The following is a 20,314-nucleotide window of genomic DNA, read 5'->3' on the forward strand; positions in this document are numbered from 1 at the left end:
GCTGGATTAGAAGTGTTTTTGGCTCCCAGTGACCGTCATTCAAGCGCCAGCAGCTATCAAAAACATAGTTTCCAGATTCATCCATGAAACCCATCCCGCACCTTGCCGCGCTGGCGCTGATGCTGGTTCTGAGCACGGCCCACGCGCAACTGAACGACACCGGCCAGACCGCCTGCACCGACAGCGCGGGCGCGGCCATCGCCTGCGCCGATCCGGGCGACCACTCCGGGCAGGACGGTCGCTTTGGCCGCGACGCGCAGGCCGGCGGCGCGGCGTTCAGCTTCTCCTCGCTCGACGGCGGCTGTCTGCAAGACGGCATCACCGGCCTCATCTGGTCGGGCGAAACGCTGACCGGCCCCTGGGCCAGCTTCAGCGGCCTGGCCTACGACCGCTGCGGCATCGCCACCGGCTGGCGGCTGCCTACGCGGCGCGAGCTGCTGTCCATCGTGCACCACGGCGCCAGCCAGCCCGCCAGCGCTTTCCCCGGCACGCAAAGCGCGCCGTACTGGAGCAGCGACACGCAGGGCGGCAATGCCTGGGCGGTGGACTTTGCCGATGGCGACACGAAGCAGATCGACCAGGCCGAAACCCACGCCGCCCGCCTGGTGGTGCGCCCCGCCAACCAGCCGCCCACCATCACCCTGGGCGCGAACATCGTGGTGCCGCAAGGCGACAAGCCCGGCCCGCGCACCTACCCCGCCTGGGCCACCGGCATCAGCCCCGGCCCTGCGCGCGAGGCGGGGCAGCACCTGACGGCAACGGTGGAGCTGCTGCCCTTGCAACCCGGCGATCCCAAGGCGCTGGAGTTCGAGACACCGCCCGCCATCGACCCGGCCACGGGCGATTTGACATTCACCCTGAAGCACCGCATCGCCAACTACGACGCCCAGGCCCGCCCCACCCATGACTATTGGGTCTCCTCCGCCGGGCTGGCGCGCCTGCGCGTCACGCTGCAAGACGACGGCGGCACGGCAGGCGGCGGGCACGACAGCACCAGCGCCGACTTCACCGTTTTTCTCGACCCCGTGCCCAGCGTGTTCAGCCCCAACATCAAGCACGCCTGGAAGCCCGCCTGCGTCCCCTTCACCATGCTCGCGATGGACCCGGACACCGACTGGGTCATCCCCGACGACTGGTACCACGGCGCGCCCTGGTGGCCGTACCCCACGTTCAAGTTCCTCACCTACCCGTCCCAGGGCTTCATCACCGACTACGTGTCGTTCCGCACCCCCGATGGGGACGAGGCCATCCGCTTTGCCAGCGCACGCGGCAGCTTTGACTACGTGCTGCCCAAGACCGGCATGGTCAAAGTCGGCACCCAGGCCGCCAGCGCGCAGGCCGCCGTCAAGGCCGTCGTGCAAGACCCCCTGCCCGGCATCCAGGCCGTGATGGAGCCGCGCCCCGCGCACATCACCTGGATCGACGAGGACACCCCCGGCCTGAGCTTCAACTTCGCCATGACCTGGTGCTACGTGCCCTTCAGCAGCACCTTCACCGGTTCCGACACCTTCACCTACCAAGTCACCGACCCGGACGGCAACGTCAGCCAACCTGGGGTGGTCAGCATCGAAATCTTTGAGCTCAAGTGATGGCGATAACTATCAAAAACATAGCTGCTCGCGCCCGTCCAGCAGGCGCTACAGCCCCAAAATTCTTCAAACTCCTGCTGGCCTGCCTGCTGCCCTGGCTGTTCGCCAGCGCCGCCCTGGCCCAGCCCGTCACCGCCCAATCGCAGGCCGTGCAGACCGCCTTCAACCAGGTCGTCTTCGTCGCCCTGCAAGCGGCGGACGCCACGCCCGGCGGGCCGCATGCGCTGACCTACGCCATCACCAGCGGGCCGTCGCACGGCAGCTTCTTCGGCAACTCGCTCAACCTGCAAACCGGCACCTTCTCGTACCAGCCCGCGCCCGACTACTACGGCAGCGACAGCATCACCTTCACCGCCAGCAACGCCCACGGCACCTCGGCCCCGGCCACGGTCAGCATCACCGTGGCCGCGCCGCTGCCGCCGCTGGCGTATGACAACCAGCATTTCAGCGTGCCCTTCAACACCACGCGCGACCTGCTCCTGGCCTATTCCAACGTCAACTTCAGCCTGACGCAGACCAACTACGCGCCCACGTTCGAGTTCGTCACCCCGCCCGCGCACGGCAGCGCCACGTTCCACCTCAACGCCGCCACCTACACGCCCACCATCAACTACAGCGGGCCGGACAGCTTCACCTACCGCATCGTCGGGCGCTACGGCACCTCGGCCACCGTCACCGCCACCATCGACGTGGCCGCCGCCGGGCTGCCCGTGGCGCAGCCGGGCCACCAGTTCGTGCCGCACGGCACGGCCACCGCCATCCCCCTGGCGGCGCAGGACGGCAACCCCGGCGGTCCCTGGCCGCTGACCTACGCCGCCGCCGACCAGCCCGCGCACGGCGGCGTCACCGTCAGCGGCAGCACGGCCACTTACACACCCGCCAGCGGGTATTGGGGCGAAGACAGCTTTACCTACACCGCCACGTCGGCCAACGGCACATCGGCCCCCGCCGCCGTGCGCGTGCTGGTGGGCCAGCCCGTCACGCTGGGCGTGGCAGGCGGGCGCGGCGACACGGGCCAGATCGCCTGCACCGACAGCACGGGCGCGGCCCTGCTCTGCGCCGCGCCATCGGCCCACCCCGGCCAGGACGGCCGCTTTGGCCGCGACGCGCAGGCGGGCGCGGCGGCGTTCGACCTGGTGGCCGACAGCGGCTGCGTGCAGGACCGCGTGACCGGCCTCACCTGGTCGGACGAAACGCTGACCGGCCCCTGGGCCAGCTTCAACGGCATGGCCTACACCCGCTGCGGCATCGCCAGCGGCTGGCGGCTGCCCACGCGGCGCGAGCTGCTGACCACCGTGCACCACGGCGCCAGCCACCCCGCCAGCACGCTGCCCAACACCCAAAGCGCGCCGTACTGGAGCAGCGACGCGCAGGGCGCGAACGCCTGGGCGGTGGACTTCACCGACGGCAACACCACAAAGATCGCCCAGGCCGAAAGCCACGCCGCCCGCCTGGTGGCACTGCCCGCCAACCAGCCGCCCACCATCACCCTGGGCGCGGCGGAAATCGTGCTGTCCAACAACGAAATGCCCGGCCCGCGCCGCTACCCCGGCTGGGCCACCGGCATCAGCCCCGGCCCGGCGCGCGAGGCCGGGCAGCAGCTCATCGCCACCGTGCGCCTGCTGCCCGTGCCGGGCGAAAAGACGCTGACCTTCGACGTGCCCCCCGCCATCGACCCGGCCACCGGCGACCTGACCTTTACCGTGGAGCACCGCATCTACCCCAAAGGCCAGTTGCCCGTCTATGACCCGGACACCCCCCTGAACACACCCCCGGATCAATGGCCGGTGCGCGACGTTTTCTACTGGGCCTCCGCCGCCGGGCGCGTGCGCGTCGAAGTGACCCTGCAAGACGACGGCGGCACCGCAGGCGGCGGCGCGGACACCACCGTCCAGACCTTCGACATCGCCATCTCGCCCGTGCCCCTGGCCTTCGACATCGACATCAAGCACCCGTGGAAGGCCGCCTGCATCCCCGTCACCATGCACGCGCAGGACATCGACACCGACACCGAGGTCAGCGTCACCTACCCCCTGCGCTACGCGCCGCTGTTCCGCATCAAGACGTACTCGAACGAAGGCTTCCTGACCGACTACGTAGCGCGCCGCACGCCCGACGGCGACGAGGCGATCCGCTTTGCCAGCGCACGCGGCAGCTTTGACTACGTGCTGCCCAAGACCGGCATGGTCAAAGTGGGCACGCAAGCCGCCGCCAGGGTCGTGCCCAGCCCCGCCCGCGCCGCCGCCCTGTCCACCAAATCCGCCACGTCCACCGCATCCACCAGCGGCATCAGCGTGCCCCTGGGCGACACGGTGGACTCCGTACCCGACCACGTCGGCATCACCGGCAGCCGCGCGCCCGTGCCCGGCCCCGTCAGCCCCTGGGGCTTCTTCGCCGACACCCTCTGCTACGTGCCCTTCAGCAGCACCTTCGTCGGCTCTGACGTCTTCACCTACACGGTGGTGGACGTGGATGGCAACGAAAGCGCGCCCGCCAGCGTGAGCATTGAAATCTACGAGGTGAAATGATGAGCGCTATCAAAAACAAAGCTGCCAGCGCTTGCCAGACGGGCGCTACAGGCCAAAAAGGCTTGAAACTTTTGCTGATCCCCGCAGCCCTCGCCGCCGTCGTTGCCCACGCCGAGCCCCTGCAATGGGACACCTGCGCCTGGGGCCAAACCGAATCGGGCAACGCCTGCACCGGCACGCCCGCCGCCCTCACCTGGCAGCAGGCCCTGCAAGCCGCGCAGCAGGCCAACGGCGCGGGCCACCAGGGCCACAGCGACTGGCGCGTGCCCAACCGCACCGAGCTGGAATCCACCGTCGATCTGGCCGCGCCGCAAGCGGGCGCGTACTGGTCCTCCACCAGCTACCACCCCGCCCCCGCCCAGGCATGGGGCGTGGACTTCGCCGACGGCAGCTCCAGCCCCGCCGCCAAGACCAGCGCGCAGGCCCTGCGCCTGGTGCGCGGCGGCGACGACTACCGCGCGCCCGGCCCCGCCACCACGCCGCCGCTGCCCCTGCCCAGCAACCCCGGCGAGACGGCGCAGGCCGCCGTGACGGGCGGCGGCAGCACCTGCGGCTTTGCCAGCGCGGGCTTCATCAGCGCCGCCACGCTGCCCGCGCCGCCCGCCCACGTCACGCTGGCGGCGGACCCGTTCGACTTCGTGCTCGACGGCTGCACGCCCGGCAGCACGGTGCAGATCACCATCACCTACCCGCAGCCGCTGCCCAGCGGCGCGCAGTTCTGGAAGCACGGCCCGCGCCCCGGGCAGGCGGCGGGCTGGTACGCCTACCCCCATGCCGCCGTCAGCGGCAACACCGTGGTGCTCACGCTGACCGACGGCGCCCTGGGCGACGACGACCTGGACGCCACCAACGGCCGCATCGTGGACGCGGGCGCGCCGGCGGTGATGGCCATGGCGGCCGGCGGTGTGGCGGCGATCCCCACGCTGTCGCAGTGGGGCATGCTGCTGCTGTCGGCCCTGCTGGGGCTGGTGGCGCTGCGCCGCAGGGCTTGACCTGCGCCGGCAAGCCGGCGCCTAGGGTGCAGGGGCATCGTGGGCGTAGATGTCCCGGTAGAGCCGCAGCGCGGCCGCGCGCAGTTCATCCCTGGGCCGATCGGCGCGGCTTGTGAAAACAGCAGCGCGTTGAGCTCGCAGAAGCGCGCGTAAACGGCTGCGTGCGCACGATGCGGACAAGGCTCAGCCGAAGCGGGCCGCACCCCCAGCGAGGCCCGCACGGCACGTAGCCAGCCGGCATCCAGATGCAGCATCTGGTAGCCCCACGCCGTGCCGCGCAAGGGGTTGCAGGCGTGCACGCGACCGGCCGGCACGAGGATGACGGCACCCGGGTGCAGCAGCACGGGGCCGTCGCCCGCGTCGGCGAACACGCTGGTGCCTTCATCGACCGCGCCGATGGAAAACGTGGGATGGCTGTGCAGCCGGCAGCAGGCCCGGCTGCGGCAGGCGCGCCGGCTTTCGGCATACGGCAGCACGGGGTCGCGCCAGAACCGGGCGGTGCCATCCATGCATCTTTTCGACTATGTTTTCAATAGCGCCTTGCGTTTGTTCGGCGCCCGCTGGCAGCCTAAAGCACCGCGATCACGTCTACGCCTTCGGGTAGTCGTCGTACAGCCCGCGCCCGTTCTTGCGCCCCAGGCGCCCGTCGGCCAGCAGTTGCCGCAGCAGCACGCGCGGCCCTTCCGGCAGGCCGGCGCGCTTCTGGGCATAGTTCTCCTCGATGTCCAGCACCACGTCCAGCCCCACCAGATCCATCAGCCGGCAGGGGCCCGCCGCCATGCCGGTGGCCTGGGTGTAGATGGCATCCACCTCGGCCGGCGTGGCCACGCCCTCGGCCACCACGGCCAGCGTCTCGCGCTTGATGGCGGCCCAGATGCGGTTGAAGATGAAGCCCGTGCTCTCGCGCCGCACCACGTAGGGCGTCAGGCCGTAGCGCGGCAGCAGTTCGGCCAGCAGCGGGATGATGGCCGGGTCGGTCTGGCCGCAGGACATCAGCTCCACCGGGGGCATCTCCGGCGGCTGAAGGAAGTGGGTGTTCAGCAGGCGCGCCGGGTTGCGCACGCTGTCCGAGAACTCGCTGGAGGCGTAGGACGAGGAGTTGCTGGCCAGGATGGCGTCGGGCTCGGCCAGCGCATCGACCTGGGCGAAGATTTCCCTCTTCAGCGCCAGCTGCTCGGGCACCGATTCGAACACCAGCCACGCGCCCTTCAGCGCGTCGGCCAGGTTGTCCACGGCGACGATGCGGCCGGCGGTGCTGCCGGGCAGCTTGGCAAGCATGGCGGGCAGCTGCTCGCGCGCCCAGGCCACGCCGGCGTCGCGCGTGGCGGCGCTGCGGGCGTACAGGCGCACCTCGGCGCCGCGCGTGGCCATCATCAGCGCGATGCGGCGGCCCAGGGTGCCGGCGCCCAGCACGGCGATGGGGCGGGTGTCGATGCGGTCGGGAAGGGTAAAACTCAAGGCATGTCTCCAGGGGTGGTTACTCTTATATTCATAGCTGCTCGCGCTTTCTGCAAGCGCGCTACAGGCCAAAAACACTTAAAAATCATCACTGGCGCCGACGGCCAGACTCTCGAAGCGCGTCAGCGGCTTGATGAAGGCGAGCTTGACGGTGCCGGTGGGCCCGTTGCGCTGCTTGCCGATGATGATCTCGGCCACGCCGGGCTCGCGCGAGTCCTTGTTGTAGTAGTCGTCGCGGTAGATGAACATGATGATATCGGCGTCCTGCTCGATGGCGCCGGACTCGCGCAGGTCGCTCATCATGGGCCGCTTGTCGGTGCGCTGCTCCACGCTGCGGTTGAGCTGCGAGAGCGCGATCACCGGGCATTGCAGCTCCTTGGCCAGCGCCTTCAAGCCGCGCGATATCTCGCCCAGCTCGGTGGCGCGGTTCTCGTCGCCGCTGCTGCTGCCGCTCATCAGCTGCAGGTAGTCCACCACGATCAGGCCCAGCTTGCCGCACTGGCGCGCCAGCCGGCGCGCGTTGGCGCGCAGCTCGCTGGGCGTGAGGCCGGGCGTCTCGTCGATGTGCAAGCTGACGTTGCGCAGGCGCTCGATGGCCTCGGTCAGGCGCGGCCACTCCTCGTCGGTGAGCTTGCCGGTGCGCAGGTGGCTCTGATCGATGCGCCCGATGGAGCCGACGATGCGCACCGCCAGCTGCGAGGCGCCCATTTCCATCGAGAACACGGCCACCGGCAGCCCTTCGTTCAGCGCCGCGTGCTCGGCGATGTTGATGGCGAAGGCGGTCTTGCCCATCGACGGGCGCGCGGCCAGCACCACCAGGTCGCCGGCTTGCAGGCCGGCGGTCATGCGGTCGAGGTCGTAGAAGCCCGTCGGCACGCCGGTGACGTCGTTCGGGTTGTCGGCCATCTCCTGCACGCGGTCGAGCAGCTGCACCACCAGGCTGTCCATGGCCTGGAAGCCCTGCTTCATGCGCGAGCCTTCCTCGCCGATGTGGAAGATCTTGGCCTCGGCTTCGTCCAGGATCTTGTCCACCGCGCGGCCCTGCGGGTTGAAGGCGCTGGTGGCGATCTCGTCGCTGGCGCTGACCAGCTTGCGCAGCACCGAGCGCTCGCGCACGATCTCGGCGTAGCGGCGGATGTTGCTGGCGCTGGGCACGTACTGCGCCAGCGAGTTCAGGTAGGCCAGCCCGCCCGCGTCCTCGGCCTTGCCCTGGCGCTGCAGTTCCTCGTGGACGGTGATGACGTCGGCCGGCTTGGTCTCGTTGACGAGCTTGCCGACGGCGGCGTAGACCAGGCGGTGTTCGTAGCGGTAGAAGTCGCTGTCGATCAGCAGGTCGCCCACGCGGTCCCAGGCGCCGTTGTCCAGCAGCAGGCCGCCGAGCACGCTGGACTCGGCCTCGATCGAATGCGGCGGAATGCGCAGCTGCGCCACCTGGCGGTCGGTCGGCAGGTCGTCGCCGAGGTCGGCGTAGCTGGGGGGGAAAACGGAGGACATGCAGCGGAAGAAGCGTCGGCGCCCATGCTACGCCTCCGGGCGGCGCGTGTCATGGGAAAAGGCTGTGGAAAAGCGGTGCGCAAATCGGCGCGCCAAACGACAAGGCCGCCCATGGGGCGGCCTTGCGCGCGGGATCAACAGGCGTCAGGCGGTTTCGCCGTAGACGGCCACGGTGATCTCGGCGTCCACATCGGTGTGCAGGGACACGGACACGGTGGTGTCGCCCACGGTCTTGATCGGGCCGCTGGGCAGGCGCACCTGCGACTTGTGCACGTCGAAGCCCTGCTTCTTCAGCTCGTCGGCGATGTCGTGGTTGGTGACCGAGCCGAACAGGCGGCCGTCGACGCCGGCCTTCTGCGTCAGCTTGACGGTCTGGCCGTTCAGCTTCTCGCCCACGGCTTGCGCGGCGGCCAGCTTCTCGGCGGCCTGCTTCTCCAGCTCGGCGCGGCGGGCCTCGAACTCGGCCTTGGCGGCCTCGGTGGCGCGGCGGGCGCGGCCGCTGGGGATCAGGAAGTTGCGGGCATACCCGTCCTTGACCTTGACGATCTCGCCCAGGTTGCCCAGGTTGACAACCTTGTCCAGAAGAATGACTTGCATGGTGGCTTCTCCTTCAGACGCGGTGCTGGTCGCTGTAGGGCAGCAGCGCCAGGAAGCGCGCGCGCTTGATGGCGGTGTTGAGCTGGCGCTGGTAGATGGCGCGCGTGCCGGTCAGGCGCGCGGGCACGATCTTGCCGTTCTCGCCGATGAAGTCGCGCAGGGTGTCGACGTCCTTGTAGTCGATCTCCTCGACGCCGGCGACGGTGAAGCGGCAGAAGCGCTTGCGCTTGAACAGCAGCGACTGGGTGTTGCGCTTGGGGCGCCGATCCTTGTTGAATTTCTTGAACGTGGCCATTTAAGAGCCTCCTTGAAACTGGTCTTGCTGAAAATCCTGGATGTGGAGCACCACTGACTTGCCGTTGCGCGGGCTGGCCAGAAAGCCGGTGAAGCACCAGCTGGAGCCGACCGCCTGCCTGCCGAGCCGCTCGGCGACGGCGCCCAGCGCCACCGCCTTGAGCGCCACCTTCGCCTGCCGGCCCTGCCCCGCCTCCTCCACCGCCGACTCGTGTTCGAGCCGCAGATCGAGGGCGGGCAGCCCGGCGGGCGTGAGGCGCGGCGCGCCCAGCTCGGCGATGCAGGCCGTGATGCGGAGCTGGTTCGCCCCGCCGGCCCGCGCGCCGGGTTCGGTCGTCAGTGGCTGGCCTCCGCCTGCTGGGCCTTGCGGGCCTCTTCGCGCTCGACGGTCTTCATCATCGAGGACGGGCCGGTGTCGGCCTTCTTGCGCAGCACCGTCAGGTGGCGCAGCACGGCGTCGTTGAACTTGAAGGCGTGCTCCAGCTCGCCCATCACGGCCTGATCGGCCTCGATGTTCAGGCACAGGTAGTGGGCCTTGGCCAGCTTGTTGATCTGGTAGGCCAGCTGGCGGCGGCCCCAGTCTTCCTCGCGGTGGATCTTGCCGCCGCCGGCGGTGATCATGCCCTTGTAGCGCTCCAGCATGGCCGGAACCTGCTCGCTTTGATCCGGGTGGATCAGCAGAATGATTTCATAGTGACGCATGGACTCTCCTTGTGGATGAAGGCGCTTTGAGCTTTCGCGCAAAGCAAAAGCCGCCCCCGGCGTCAGATCGGGGTGCGGCAAGGGAACCCGGGATTATAGCCGGGCCGTCATTTCAGGCGCGACAGGCGTTCGCGGCCGGCCTGCGCGGCCTCGGACTGCGGGTACGTCTTGACCAGCGAATCCAGCGTGGCGCGGGCGGCGCGCGTGTCCTTCAGCTCGATCTGGCAGTTGGCGATGGACAGCATGGCCTCGGGCGCGCGCTGGTGGTTGGGCGCGGCCGTCAGCAGCGAGCGGAAGTTGGTGATGGCTTCCTTGTAGTCGCGCGTGGCGTACTGCGCATTGCCCAGCCAGAACAGTGCCGACGGCGCCAGCGTGCTGCGCGGGTAGCGCTTGATGAAGTTGGCGAAGCCGGTCTGCGAGCCCTTGAAGTCACCCGCACGGAACACCGCCAGCGCGGCGTCGTACTCCTGCTTCTCGCCGCCGGACGCGGCAGCGGGTTCGCCGCCCTGCGGGGGCGCCGACGCCTGGGCCGACGGATCGGCGGCGCGCGCCGCCTCGCCGGCCTCCAGCTTCTGCAGGCGCTCCTCCAGCGTCTGCTGCGCGGTCAGCTTCTGGCGCAGCTCGCCGATGTCGCGCGTGAGCTGCTCCTCCTGGCCGCGCGAGCGCGCCAGCTCGCCGCGCAGCGACTCGATCTGCTGCTGCAAGTCGAGCATGCCGCGGCGCAACTGCGCGTTCTCGTCCACCAGCCGGTTCTGCGCCGTCACCGCCTGGTCGAAGCGCTGGCGCAGGTCCAGGATGGCCTGGCGCGCCTGGTCGTCGCCGAAAAGCTGCGCCTGCGCGCCCTGCGCGGCGGCCAGCGCCGCCACGGCCAGCACGCCGGCCCTGAGCGAAGTCCTGATCATGGAAGCCTTCGCTCAGCGGTAGCGCAGCTCGACGCGGCGGTTCTGCGAATAGGCGTCCTCGCTGGAGCCGGTGGCGGCGGGCTTCTCCTCGCCGAAGCTCACGGCCTCGATCTGCGCGTCGCCGGCGCCCACCAGGGTCAGCGCGCGGCGCACGGCCTCGGCGCGCTTCTGGCCCAGCGCCAGGTTGTATTCGCGGCTGCCGCGCTCGTCGGTATGACCTTCCAGCGACACGCCGCGGCCCTTGTTGGCCTGCAAGAAGCGAGCGTGCTGGTCCACCAGGCCCTGGTATTCGGGCTTGACGGTGAAGCTGTCGAAGTCGAACAGGATCACGCGACCCACGCCCACCGGACCCTGCGCGTCGGCACCAGGGCCGCCGGCCTGCACCTGCGTGACGGTGCTCTCGCCCGTGCCCTGCCCGGTTGCGCCTGCACCGGCGCCCGCGCTGGCGCCGGTGGTGGGGCTGCCCTCGACGGGCGGGTCCATCTTGACGTTGGAGCCGCAACCGGCCAACACCACGGCCAGCGCGGCCACCATCAGATAACGCTTCATCATCTCTGCTCTCCTGGATTGATACGAAATGGAAGGCCCGCCCCGCGGGCCCGGAAATTCAACGCTGGAACGGCCCCCACGAGGGCTCGCGGATGTCGCCGCCCTGCCCGGCCAGGCGGGCCTTGATCTTGCCGTCGAGCGTAGTGGTCATCAGGGCCTCGCGGCCGCCCTGGCGGGTGGCGTAGACGATCAACCGGCTGTTGGGCGCGAAACTGGGGTTCTCGTCCTCGGCGGTGTCGGTCAACGCGGCCACGTTGCCCGAAGAGAGTTCCATCACGTGCAGTTTGTAGCCGCCGGTGCGTGAGATGTAGGCCAGCCAGCGGCCGTCGGGGCTGATGGCGGGCGACACGTTGTAGCCGCCGCTGAAGGTGACGCGCTGCGCATTGCCGCCGCTGGCCGGCATGCGGTAGATCTGCGGCGCGCCGCCGCGGTCGCTGACGAAGTAGATGGTGCTGCCGTCGGGCGAGAAGGCGGGCTCGGTGTCGATGCTCTGCGACTGCGTGAGCCGGCGCGGCTCGCCGCCGCTGGCGCTGATCAGGTACAGCTGCGAGCCGCCGTCGCGCGACAGCGTAACGGCCAGGCTGCGGCCGTCGGGCGACCAAGCGGGCGCGCTGTTGGAGCCCTTGAAGTTGGCCAGCAGGCGCCGGCGCCCGGTGGACACGTCGTGCACGTAGATGACCGGCTTGCGCGACTCGAACGACACGTAGGCCAGCTGCGCGCCGCTGGGCGACCAGGTGGGCGAGATGATGGGCTCGGGGCTGGAGAGCGCGGGCTGGGCGTTCTCGCCGTCGGAGTCGGCCACCCACAGCGTGTAGCGGCTGCCGCCCTTGGTGACGTAGGCCAGGCGGGTGGAGAACACGCCCTTCTCGCCGGTGAGCTTCTCGTAGATGTAGTCGGCGATCTTGTGCGCCGCCAGCCGCAAATCGGCCTGCGGCACTACGTAGCCCTGGCCGCCCAGGTCCTGGCCGCGCACCACGTCCCACAGGCGGAAGCGCACGTCCCAGCGGCCGTCGGGCAGGCGGCTGGCGCTGCCGCCGGCCAGGGCGTCGGCGGTGCGCTGGCGCCAGACCGACATGTCGGGGCGGGTGGTCTCGTCCATCGACTGGCCGGCGGCATCGACGGGGCGGAACCGGCCGCTGCGCTCCAGGTCGGCGCGGATGATGGCGCTGATCTTCTGCGGCGCGGCGTCCTCGCCGCGGAACGGCACCAGCGCGATGGGCAGCTGCGTCAGGCCGACGCCGGACACTTCGACGCGGAACTGCGCCCAGGCCGGCAGCGCGGGCGCCACGGCCAGCGCGCCCAGCAGGGCGCGGCGAACAGGGTTGGGGGGGGAAATCGGATCGGATGGCAAGTTCATGTCCAGAATGCGGCGGATCGGTCCCGGCAGGAGAGAAGGGGCGCCGCCCTGCCCTGAAAAGCCGCCAATGGTAGCAAGCCGGCATGTCGCCGCGTTTCAAACTGTGCATTGGTCCATGGGCGCACGGCCGAAGTTCCCGCCGCGTTCGTAGAATCGCCGCAGCCGATGCCCGACCACCCCGCCCCGCCCCCACCATCGACCGCCGCCGAGCGCCCGCTCAAGGACCGCCTGCTGCGGCTGTGGACGTATTTCCGCGAGTACCGGCTGGGCTGGGCCATCGCCGTCATCGGCTCGCTGGTCAGCGCGCTGACCGAGGCGTCGGTACCGATGCTGCTCAAGCCGCTGCTGGACGAGGGGTTCACCCAGGGCAGCCTGCCGGTCTGGGCGGTGCCGCTGGCCATCGTCGGGCTGTTCGCGCTGCGCGGCTTCGCCCACTTCGGCAGCCAGTACGCGCTGGCGCGCATCGCCAGCGAGGGCATGGTCAAGCTGCGGCGCCAGCTGTTCGACCGCCTGCTGACGGCCGACCTCGCGCTGTTCTCACGCCAGTCGGCCAGCCAGCTCTCCAACACCATCGTGTACGAGGTGCAGACCGGCGCCACCCTGCTGGTCACCGCGCTGCTCAACCTGGCGCGCGACAGCTTCACCGTGCTGGCGCTGCTGGCCTACCTGTTCTATTTGAACTGGTCGCTGACGCTGATCGTGTTCCTGCTGGTGCCGATCGTCGCCTGGATCATGAAGACCATGTCGCGGCGCCTGTACCGCTACACGCGCCAGAGCCAGGCCACCACCGACGAGCTGGCCTACGTGGTGGAAGAAAACGTGCTGGCCCACCGCATGGTGCGGCTGCACGGCGCGCAGGCGCAGCAGGCGCGGCGCTTCGACGAACTCAGCCGCAAGCTGCGCGGCCTGACCGTGAAGGCCGCCAGCGCTTCGGCCGGCGCCATGCCGCTGGCGCAGATGGCGGCGGCGGTGGCGCTGTCGGTGGTGATCGGCATCGCGCTCTACCAGGGCCAGAGCAGCGACGGGCGCAGCATCACGGTGGGCGGCTTCGTGGCCTTCATCAGCGCCATGCTGATGCTGGTCCAGCCGCTGCGCCGGCTGACCGACGTGATCGGCCCCGTCACGCGCGGCCTGACGGCGCTGGAGCGCGGCCTGGACCTGATGGCCGAGGTGCTGCCGGAGCCCGGCGCCGAGGCCGATGCGGGCGGCCCGGCCCCACGCGCGCGCGGCGACATCGCGCTGCGCGGCGTCAGCGTGGCCTACGCGGCCGACGGCGCGCCGGCATTGGACCAGCTCGACCTCGAAGTGCGCGCGGGCGAGACGGTGGCGCTGGTCGGCCCCTCCGGCGCCGGCAAGACGACGCTGGTCAACCTGCTGCCGCGCTTCGTGGCGCCCAGCGCCGGCCAGGTGCTGCTGGACGGCCGCGACGCGGCCGACTGGCCGCTGCCCGCGCTGCGCGCGCAGATGGCGCTGGTCAGCCAGGACGTGGTGATGCTCAACGACACCGTGGCCGCCAACGTGGCGCTGGGCGCGCCCGCCATCGACCGCGCGCGCGTGCAGCGCTGCCTGGAAGACGCCAACCTGGCCGCCCACGTCGCCACCCTGCCGCAGGGCATGGACACGGTGCTGGGCCACAACGCCACGCAGCTCTCGGGCGGGCAGCGCCAGCGCCTGGCGATCGCCCGCGCGCTGTACAAGGATGCGCCGGTGCTGCTGCTGGACGAGGCCACCTCGGCGCTGGACACCGAGAGCGAGCGCCTGGTGCAGCAGGCCATGGCGCGCGCCATGGCCGGCCGCACCACGCTGGTCATCGCGCACCGGCTCTCGACCATCGAGCACGCCGACCGCATCGTCGTGATGGAGCGCGGCCGCATCGCCGAGCAGGGCACGCACGCGGCGCTGCTGGCCCAGGGCGGGCTGTACGCGCGCCTGCACAGCGCGGCGAGGCTGACGCCCGGCCCCGACCTCTGATGCTACTTATTGCATAGCTTCCAGCGCTTGTCTGGCGGGCGCTGGAAGCCTCTTTTATGGAAACTACAACAGCACGATGTCGTAGCGGTCCGGCCCGATGCTGCTCTCGGCTTGCAGCGAGATGGGCTTGCCGATGAAGTCCGACAGCCCCGCCAGGTGCGTGCTCTCCTCGTCCAGCAGCATGTCCACCACGGCGGGCGCGGCCACCACGCGGAATTCCCTGGGGTTGAACTGGCGCGCCTCGCGCAGCAGCTCGCGCAGGATGTCGTAGGCCACGGTGCGCGCCGTGCGCACGCGGCCGGCACCCTGGCACTGCTCGCAGGGCTCGCACAGCAGCTGCGCCAGCGATTCGCGCGTGCGCTTGCGCGTCATCTCCACCAGGCCCAGCGGCGAGAAGCTGCCCACCTGCGTCTTCACGCGGTCGCGCGCGAGCTGCTTGCGGAACTCGGCCAGCACGGCCTGCTGATGCTCGGGCTGCGCCATGTCGATGAAGTCGATGATGACGATGCCGCCCAGGTTGCGCAGCCGCAGCTGGCGGGCGATGGCCTGCGCCGCCTCCAGGTTGGTCTTGAAGACCGTGTCGTCGAAGTTGCGCGCGCCGACGAAGCCGCCGGTGTTGACGTCGATGGTGGTCAGCGCCTCGGTCTGGTCGATGATGAGGTAGCCGCCCGACTTCAGGTCCACACGCCGGCCCAGTGCCTTGGTGACTTCCTCGTCCACCGAATACAGGTCGAAGATCGGCCGCTCGCCCTTGTAGTGCTGCAAGCGCGCGGCGGCGGCGGGCATGTATTCGCGCCCGAAGGCCATCAGCACGTGGAACTGCTCGGTGGAGTCGATGCGGATGGTGCTGGTGTGCTCGCCCGCCATGTCGCGCAGCACGCGCTGCAGCAGGCTCAGGTCCTGGTGCAGCAGGCTGGCGGGCGGCTGCTGCACCGAGGCTTCGCGGATGCGCGCCCAGGCCTTGCGCAGGTAGGCGATGTCCTCGGCCAGCTCGGCGTCCTCCGCATCCTCGGCGTTCGTGCGCAGGATGTAGCCGCCCGGCTTGGCACCCTCGGCCGCCGCCTGGGCCAGCGCCTGCACGCGGGCGCGCAGCGCGTCGCGCTGGGCGGCGGGGATCTTCTGCGACACGCCCACATGCTCGTCCTGCGGCAGGAACACCAGCATGCGCCCGGCGATGCTGATCTGCGTGGACAGGCGCGCGCCCTTGGTGCCGATGGGGTCCTTGATGACCTGCACCATCAGCGTCTGGCCCTCGAACACCTGCTTCTCGATCGGGCGCGGCGGCGCGCCGTGGCGGTGCGCCGGCAGCGTCTCGCCCTCCAGCGGGCGCTGCCACAGGTCGGCCACGTGCAGGAAGGCCGCGCGCTCCAGCCCGATGTCGACGAAGGCCGACTGCATGCCCGGCAGCACGCGCGCCACCTTGCCCAGGTAGATGTTGCCGACCAGCCCGCGCTCCAGCGTGCGCTCGACGTGCACCTCCTGCACGGCGCCGTTCTCGACGATGGCCACGCGCGTCTCCTGCGGCGACCAGTTGATGAGGATCTCTTGCTGCATTTTGAATAGCTGCCCGCGCAGGTCTGGTAAGCGCTAGCGCCTGATTTCCTTCAGAAGCGCGGCCGTCTCGAACAGCGGCAGCCCCATGATGCCGCTGTAGCTGCCGCTGATGTGGCATGCGAAGGCCGCCGCGCGGCCCTGGATGCCGTAGGCGCCGGCCTTGCCCTGCCATTCGCCGCTGGCCACGTAGGCGGCGATGTCGGCTTCAGCGAGGCGGGCGAAGCGCACGCGCGATTCGCTCAGCGCCTCGTGCCGCGCGTCGCCGGCCTGCACGGCCACGAAGGTGAGCACGCGGTGCGTGCCGCCCGACAGTGCGCGCAGCATGTCGGCGGCCTCCTCCGCATCTGCCGGTTTGCCCAGGATGCGGCGGCCCAGCGCCACCGTGGTGTCGGCGCACAGCACCGGCGCGGGCGTGCGCTGCTGGCGCGCCAGGCGCTCCACCGCGTCCGCCAGCTTCAGGCGCGTGACGCGCCGCACGTAGGCGGCCGGCGCCTCGCCGGGGCGCACGGCCTCCAGCGCCTCGGCGGCCTCGGCGTCGTCGGGCGGCAGCAGGGCCAGAGCAACGCCGATCTGCTCCAGCAGTTGGCGGCGGCGCGGGCTTTGCGAGGCGAGGTAGATGAAATCAGACACTTGAACCCATGTAGCGGAAAAGCGGACACGGAAGCACCACGCGCCCAACGCCCCAGGCAGGGCCGCGCGTGAATGACCCGCGAGCCACGCACTTCGGAACCGTCAGCATGCCACGGCCCAACGCAAGCCCGCCGGCAATGCTGGCGGCGCAAAGACGAAATGCAGCACGCGCCGGCGCCGGCCAGCGGCTGCCTGGGCGTCCGCGCCCTGCGGCGCCATGCGCGAGGAAGCATGCACGAGCAAGGGGCGCATCAGCAAGGCGTCCCCCGCCGCGGCCGTGCAGGCCACTTCGCCCAACCGGGTGCGCAACGTGCGGATGATGCGCTGGTCGGCCGGCAAGCGGCCCAAACGGTGTGACGCGGGCAATACCCGCAATGGCCCGTGGCCCGCTCCGCAGGAATCGATGTGCACGCGCACGGCCAGCAGGCTTTGCAGGAAATCTGCGGGCGGCTGGCAGAAAGCACCCCCCTGCTTGACCGACCAGCCGCGCCAGCCCGGTGCGTTGGTTTTACCCTGCATGGGCACCGACAGGTCCTGATGCCAGGCCACCAGCCAGTTGCGCGCGGGGGATTTGTCGAACAGCGTGCACTGCACGGCCAGCGCATCGTCCGCCAGCACGCCTTGCGCCGCCAGGCGCCGCCGCACGCGGGCCGCCAGCGCCGCGCACCAGGGCTGCGCCAGCAGGTCGCGCTGGCCCGCGTGGGGCAAGGGGTGGCGCAGCAGGCGCTTCAGCGCACGCGTTTCACGCGCCAGAAGCAGCGACGAGGCCAAGGCATAGCCTTGCGCGCTCAGATCCACCGTCAAAACCGATGGCTCCGGCGCAGCGCGGCAGCCGGAATCGGCGGGCCGATGATGCGGATCGCTATTCACGGTGGTACGGATGCCCGGCGTTCACCGACCAGGCGCGGTAGAGCTGCTCGACGAGCAGCACGCGCACCATGGCGTGCGGCAGCGTCAGGTCGGACAGGCGGATGCGCTCGTGCGCGGCCTGGCGCAGCGCCGGCTCCAGGCCGTCCGGGCCGCCGATGAGCAGCGCCACGTCGCCGCCCTGCCCCTGCCAGCGCGCCAGCGCGGCGGCCAGCGCGGGCGTGGTCAGCGCGGTGCCGCGCTCGTCCAGCGCGACGATGTGCGCGCCCCTGGGGATGGCCGCCTCGATGCGCGCGCGCTCGGCCGCCATCACCTGCGCGGTGGTCTTGCCGCCGCTGCGCGGCTCGGTCTTGAGGGCTTTCAGCTCCACCCGCAGCTCGGGCGGAAAGCGCTTGGCGTAGTCGTCCCAGGCCGCCTGCGCCCAGCCGGGCACCCGCTGGCCGACGGCGGCGACGACGAGCTTCATCGGGCCTTGCTGGGCGCAGCCTTGCGCGGAGCGGCTTTCCTGGCCGGTGCGGCCTGGCGCGGCGCGGCCTTCTTGGCGGGCGCGGGCTTGTTCACGGCCAGCACCTTCTGCGGCGCCGCCTTCTTGGCGGCGGTCTTGCGCGGCGCGGATTTCCTGGCGGGCGACTGCTTGGCCGCGACCGGCTGGGCGGCGTTTTTCTTGCCCGCAGCGGCGGATGCCGGCGCTTTCCTGGCAGCTACTTTTTTCGTAGCTGCGGGCGCTTGGCTGGCGGGCGCTGGAGTCGTTTTCTTCTTGATTTCAGGCGCAGCGGAGCGCAGCCGCACCGGCTTCTCGCCCCAGATCTCTTCCAGGTGGTAGTACTGGCGGATGGCCGGCTGCATGATGTGCGCCACGGCGGCGCCGCAGTCCACGATGATCCACTCGCCGTTGTCCTCGCCCTCGATGCGCGGCTTGGGGAAGCCGCCTGCGCGCACCTTGTCGCGCACGCTGGAGGCCAGTGCCTTGGTCTGCCGGTTGGAGGTGCCGCTGGCGACGATCACGCGCTCGAACAGCGGCGAGAGGTGCTCGGTGTTGAACACGCGGATGTCCTGGGCTTTGACGTCTTCCAGGCCATCGACGATGGCGCGCTGGAGTTTCTGGACGTCTTTCTTGGCGGCGGTTTCGCTCATCTAGGCAGGTGTGTAGAGGTGGTGGTCGGCAATATACCCGGCGACCGGGGCGGGAACCAGATGGCCGATGCCCTGCCCCGCGGCCGCCAGGCGGCGCACCTCGGTGGCGCTGTGCGGCATGGCGGGCAAGGGGAGCACGCGCACGCGGGCCGGATCGACGGCCAGGCCGGGCAACGGGTTTTTTAGATCAAATTGGCCCTCAGCGCCCGTCTGTCCTGCGCGAGCAGCTATGGATACCGTAGCTATGGCGACGATCTCACGGGCCCGCCGCCAGGTGTGAAAGGCCGCTGCCTGGTCGGCGCCGATCTGCAGGAACAGCGCGGCGCCGGGGTATTGGGCGCGCAGCTCGGTGAGCGTGTCGATGGTGTAGGTGGGGCCGTCGCGGCGCAGCTCGCGGTCATCGACGAACACGCGCGGCAGGCCGCCGAAGGCCAGCCGGCACATCGCCAGGCGGTCGGCGGCGGGGCTCAGGGGGCGCGACTTGTGCCAGGCGTCGCCCGTGGGCACGACGTGCAGGCGGTCCAGCGCCAGCTCGGCCACGGCCGCGCGCGCCAGCGCCACGTGGGCGTCGTGCGGCGGATCGAACGCGCCGCCGAATAAACCGGCATTCAAGCCCATATCAATCCGCAGCGCTGCACATCACCCGCAGCGCATGAACCCCAAAGAGCCCAAAGGCCGCGGAGCAGGCCATGCCAATGCGCTCCTGGCCGGGGTTCCCCCGGCCAGCGGGCGCGCCCCCTTGAGGGGGGAGGCGTAACAGCGCGCAGCGCGTGGAGCAACGGGGGTGGGTCATATCCATGCGCGCGGCGGCAGGAAGCGCTCGGTCAGCGCGGCCTCGGGCGAGCCGGGGTGGGGCTGGTACTGGTAGCGCCACGCCACCTGCGGCGGCATGGAGAGCAGGATGGATTCGGTGCGCCCGCCCGATTGCAGGCCGAAGTGCGTGCCGCGGTCCCACACCAGGTTGAACTCGACGTAGCGGCCGCGCCGCACGCGTTGATGGTCGCGCTCGCGCTCGCCCCAGGGCATGGCGCGGCGGCGCTCCACGATGGGCAGGTAGGCGGGCAGGAAGGCATCGCCCACGGCGCGGATCAGCGCGAAGCCGTGCTCCGCCCCACCCTCGGCGAAGTCGTCGAAGAAGATGCCGCCGATGCCGCGCGGCTCGCCGCGATGCTTGTTGAAGAAGTACTCGTCGCACCACTGCTTGAAGCGCGGGTACTTGTCGCCGCCGAAAGGCGCCAGCGCGTCGCGGCAGACGGCGTGGAAGTGCACGCAGTCGTCCTCGAAGCCGTAGTACGGCGTCAGGTCCATGCCGCCGCCGAACCAGCAGGCGTCGGCGGCCGCGATCATGCGCACGTTCATGTGCACGGTGGGCACGTAGGGATTGAGCGGATGGAACACCAGCGACACGCCCATCGCCTCGAACGGCGCGCCGGCCAGTTCGGGCCGATGCTGCGTGGCCGAGGGCGGCAGCCGGGGGCCGCGCACGTGCGAGAAGCCGACGCCGGCGCGCTCGAACACGGCGCCGCCTTCCAGGATCTTCGTGACGCCGTCGCCCTGCAGCGGCTCGCCGGGCGCCTTCTGCCAGCGGTCTTCGAGGAACCGGGCCGGGCCGTCGAGGGCTTCGATGGCGCCGGTGATGCGGTCTTGCAGGCCGGCCAGCCAAGCGCGCACGGCGCCGGTATCGATCGTCGGCATA

Annotated in this window: 20 protein-coding genes and 1 pseudogene; 4 read left to right on the forward strand and 17 right to left on the reverse strand. The window is 70.4% G+C overall.

Annotation, left to right across the window (positions count from 1 at the left end):
- The first annotated feature begins 83 nt into the window (after positions 1-83).
- The 3 genes from QM772_RS02305 to QM772_RS02315 all read left to right on the forward strand — a co-directional run bounded on the left by QM772_RS02305 (position 84) and on the right by QM772_RS02315 (position 5,109).
- Positions 84-1,589, forward strand: a complete 1,506-nt coding sequence (locus QM772_RS02305; RefSeq protein ID WP_415133760.1) for a DUF1566 domain-containing protein — start codon at positions 84-86, stop codon at positions 1,587-1,589.
- A complete protein-coding gene (locus tag QM772_RS02310; RefSeq protein WP_415133762.1) occupies positions 1,589-4,117 on the forward strand; it encodes an Ig-like domain-containing protein in 2,529 nt (842 codons plus the stop codon). The genes QM772_RS02305 and QM772_RS02310 overlap by 1 nt, the downstream gene beginning before the upstream one ends.
- A 62-nt stretch (positions 4,118-4,179) precedes the next feature.
- On the forward strand, positions 4,180-5,109 hold the full coding sequence (locus QM772_RS02315; RefSeq protein WP_415133764.1) for a DUF1566 domain-containing protein: 930 nt from the start codon (positions 4,180-4,182) through the stop codon (positions 5,107-5,109).
- A 194-nt stretch (positions 5,110-5,303) separates the two neighbouring features.
- Here the strand turns inward: QM772_RS02315 and QM772_RS02320 are convergent.
- The 10 genes and pseudogenes from QM772_RS02320 to tolB all read right to left on the reverse strand — a co-directional run.
- Positions 5,304-5,618, reverse strand: a pseudogene (locus QM772_RS02320) (AraC family ligand binding domain-containing protein); the annotation flags it as partial.
- Between the two features lie 79 nt (positions 5,619-5,697).
- On the reverse strand, positions 5,698-6,567 hold the full coding sequence (locus QM772_RS02325; RefSeq protein ID WP_415133766.1) for a 3-hydroxyacyl-CoA dehydrogenase family protein: 870 nt from the start codon (positions 6,565-6,567) through the stop codon (positions 5,698-5,700).
- A 78-nt stretch (positions 6,568-6,645) separates the two neighbouring features.
- Positions 6,646-8,061, reverse strand: coding sequence for a replicative DNA helicase (dnaB, locus tag QM772_RS02330; RefSeq protein WP_415133768.1), 1,416 nt, complete (start codon positions 8,059-8,061; stop codon positions 6,646-6,648).
- Positions 8,062-8,205: 144 nt separating this feature from the next.
- Positions 8,206-8,658, reverse strand: coding sequence for a 50S ribosomal protein L9 (gene rplI, locus QM772_RS02335; protein WP_415133770.1), 453 nt, complete (start codon positions 8,656-8,658; stop codon positions 8,206-8,208).
- Between the two features lie 13 nt (positions 8,659-8,671).
- Positions 8,672-8,953 (reverse strand): 30S ribosomal protein S18, encoded by a 282-nt coding sequence (rpsR, locus tag QM772_RS02340; protein WP_415133772.1) that lies wholly within the window; start codon positions 8,951-8,953, stop codon positions 8,672-8,674.
- Positions 8,954-9,292, reverse strand: coding sequence for a primosomal replication protein N (gene priB / locus QM772_RS02345; RefSeq protein WP_415139424.1), 339 nt, complete (start codon positions 9,290-9,292; stop codon positions 8,954-8,956).
- Positions 9,289-9,654, reverse strand: coding sequence for a 30S ribosomal protein S6 (gene rpsF / locus QM772_RS02350; protein ID WP_415133774.1), 366 nt, complete (start codon positions 9,652-9,654; stop codon positions 9,289-9,291). The genes priB and rpsF overlap by 4 nt, the downstream gene beginning before the upstream one ends.
- Positions 9,655-9,761: 107 nt before the next feature.
- Positions 9,762-10,556 (reverse strand): tol-pal system protein YbgF, encoded by a 795-nt coding sequence (ybgF, locus tag QM772_RS02355; protein WP_415133776.1) that lies wholly within the window; start codon positions 10,554-10,556, stop codon positions 9,762-9,764.
- 12 nt (positions 10,557-10,568) lie between these two features.
- The gene (gene pal, locus QM772_RS02360; RefSeq protein WP_415133778.1) at positions 10,569-11,108 is read right to left on the reverse strand and encodes a peptidoglycan-associated lipoprotein Pal; all 540 of its coding nucleotides are present in this window, start codon (positions 11,106-11,108) and stop codon (positions 10,569-10,571) included.
- Between the two features lie 55 nt (positions 11,109-11,163).
- Positions 11,164-12,462: a Tol-Pal system beta propeller repeat protein TolB gene (gene tolB / locus QM772_RS02365; protein ID WP_415133780.1), complete on the reverse strand. Its 1,299-nt coding sequence runs from the start codon at positions 12,460-12,462 to the stop codon at positions 11,164-11,166.
- A 165-nt stretch (positions 12,463-12,627) separates the two neighbouring features.
- Here tolB and msbA point away from each other — a divergent pair, with 165 nt between their 5' ends.
- A complete protein-coding gene (gene msbA / locus QM772_RS02370) occupies positions 12,628-14,433 on the forward strand; it encodes a lipid A export permease/ATP-binding protein MsbA (protein ID WP_415133782.1) in 1,806 nt (601 codons plus the stop codon).
- A gap of 63 nt (positions 14,434-14,496) precedes the next feature.
- On the opposite strand, the gene rng is transcribed toward msbA, so the two are convergent.
- The 7 genes from rng to hemF all read right to left on the reverse strand — a co-directional run bounded on the left by rng (position 14,497) and on the right by hemF (position 20,313).
- The gene (gene rng, locus QM772_RS02375) at positions 14,497-15,987 is read right to left on the reverse strand and encodes a ribonuclease G (RefSeq protein ID WP_415133784.1); all 1,491 of its coding nucleotides are present in this window, start codon (positions 15,985-15,987) and stop codon (positions 14,497-14,499) included.
- A 33-nt stretch (positions 15,988-16,020) separates the two neighbouring features.
- Complete coding sequence (locus tag QM772_RS02380) at positions 16,021-16,617, reverse strand: Maf family protein (RefSeq protein WP_415133786.1); 597 nt, start codon at positions 16,615-16,617, stop codon at positions 16,021-16,023.
- Between the two features lie 102 nt (positions 16,618-16,719).
- Positions 16,720-17,388, reverse strand: coding sequence for a phytanoyl-CoA dioxygenase family protein (locus QM772_RS02385; protein WP_415133788.1), 669 nt, complete (start codon positions 17,386-17,388; stop codon positions 16,720-16,722).
- A 91-nt stretch (positions 17,389-17,479) separates the two neighbouring features.
- The gene (gene rlmH, locus QM772_RS02390) at positions 17,480-17,950 is read right to left on the reverse strand and encodes a 23S rRNA (pseudouridine(1915)-N(3))-methyltransferase RlmH (protein WP_415133790.1); all 471 of its coding nucleotides are present in this window, start codon (positions 17,948-17,950) and stop codon (positions 17,480-17,482) included.
- Positions 17,947-18,618 (reverse strand): ribosome silencing factor, encoded by a 672-nt coding sequence (gene rsfS, locus QM772_RS02395; RefSeq protein WP_415133792.1) that lies wholly within the window; start codon positions 18,616-18,618, stop codon positions 17,947-17,949. The genes rlmH and rsfS overlap by 4 nt, the downstream gene beginning before the upstream one ends.
- Complete coding sequence (gene nadD / locus QM772_RS02400; protein ID WP_415133794.1) at positions 18,619-19,236, reverse strand: nicotinate (nicotinamide) nucleotide adenylyltransferase; 618 nt, start codon at positions 19,234-19,236, stop codon at positions 18,619-18,621.
- Positions 19,237-19,407: 171 nt separating this feature from the next.
- Entirely contained in the window at positions 19,408-20,313 is a 906-nt protein-coding gene (hemF, locus tag QM772_RS02405; RefSeq protein WP_415133796.1) for an oxygen-dependent coproporphyrinogen oxidase, read from the reverse strand.
- Position 20,314: the final 1 nt, after the last annotated feature.

The organism is Ottowia sp., from assembly GCF_047601385.1.
In the GTDB taxonomy this organism is placed as follows: domain Bacteria; phylum Pseudomonadota; class Gammaproteobacteria; order Burkholderiales; family Burkholderiaceae_C; genus Ottowia.

Excerpts from the sequence above, each read along its gene's own strand:
- QM772_RS02305 (WP_415133760.1), top strand. The coding sequence starts at position 84 with ATGAAACCCATCCCGCACCTTGCCGCGCTGGCGCTGATGCTGGTTCTG.
- QM772_RS02310 (WP_415133762.1), top strand. The coding sequence starts at position 1,589 with ATGGCGATAACTATCAAAAACATAGCTGCTCGCGCCCGTCCAGCAGGC.
- dnaB (WP_415133768.1), bottom strand. The coding sequence starts at position 8,061 with ATGTCCTCCGTTTTCCCCCCCAGCTACGCCGACCTCGGCGACGACCTG.
- rplI (WP_415133770.1), bottom strand. The coding sequence starts at position 8,658 with ATGCAAGTCATTCTTCTGGACAAGGTTGTCAACCTGGGCAACCTGGGC.
- rpsR (WP_415133772.1), bottom strand. The coding sequence starts at position 8,953 with ATGGCCACGTTCAAGAAATTCAACAAGGATCGGCGCCCCAAGCGCAAC.
- rpsF (WP_415133774.1), bottom strand. The coding sequence starts at position 9,654 with ATGCGTCACTATGAAATCATTCTGCTGATCCACCCGGATCAAAGCGAG.
- ybgF (WP_415133776.1), bottom strand. The coding sequence starts at position 10,556 with ATGATCAGGACTTCGCTCAGGGCCGGCGTGCTGGCCGTGGCGGCGCTG.
- pal (WP_415133778.1), bottom strand. The coding sequence starts at position 11,108 with ATGATGAAGCGTTATCTGATGGTGGCCGCGCTGGCCGTGGTGTTGGCC.
- tolB (WP_415133780.1), bottom strand. The coding sequence starts at position 12,462 with ATGAACTTGCCATCCGATCCGATTTCCCCCCCCAACCCTGTTCGCCGC.
- msbA (WP_415133782.1), top strand. The coding sequence starts at position 12,628 with ATGCCCGACCACCCCGCCCCGCCCCCACCATCGACCGCCGCCGAGCGC.
- rng (WP_415133784.1), bottom strand. The coding sequence starts at position 15,987 with ATGCAGCAAGAGATCCTCATCAACTGGTCGCCGCAGGAGACGCGCGTG.
- rlmH (WP_415133790.1), bottom strand. The coding sequence starts at position 17,950 with ATGAAGCTCGTCGTCGCCGCCGTCGGCCAGCGGGTGCCCGGCTGGGCG.
- rsfS (WP_415133792.1), bottom strand. The coding sequence starts at position 18,618 with ATGAGCGAAACCGCCGCCAAGAAAGACGTCCAGAAACTCCAGCGCGCC.
- nadD (WP_415133794.1), bottom strand. The coding sequence starts at position 19,236 with ATGGGCTTGAATGCCGGTTTATTCGGCGGCGCGTTCGATCCGCCGCAC.
- hemF (WP_415133796.1), bottom strand. The coding sequence starts at position 20,313 with ATGCCGACGATCGATACCGGCGCCGTGCGCGCTTGGCTGGCCGGCCTG.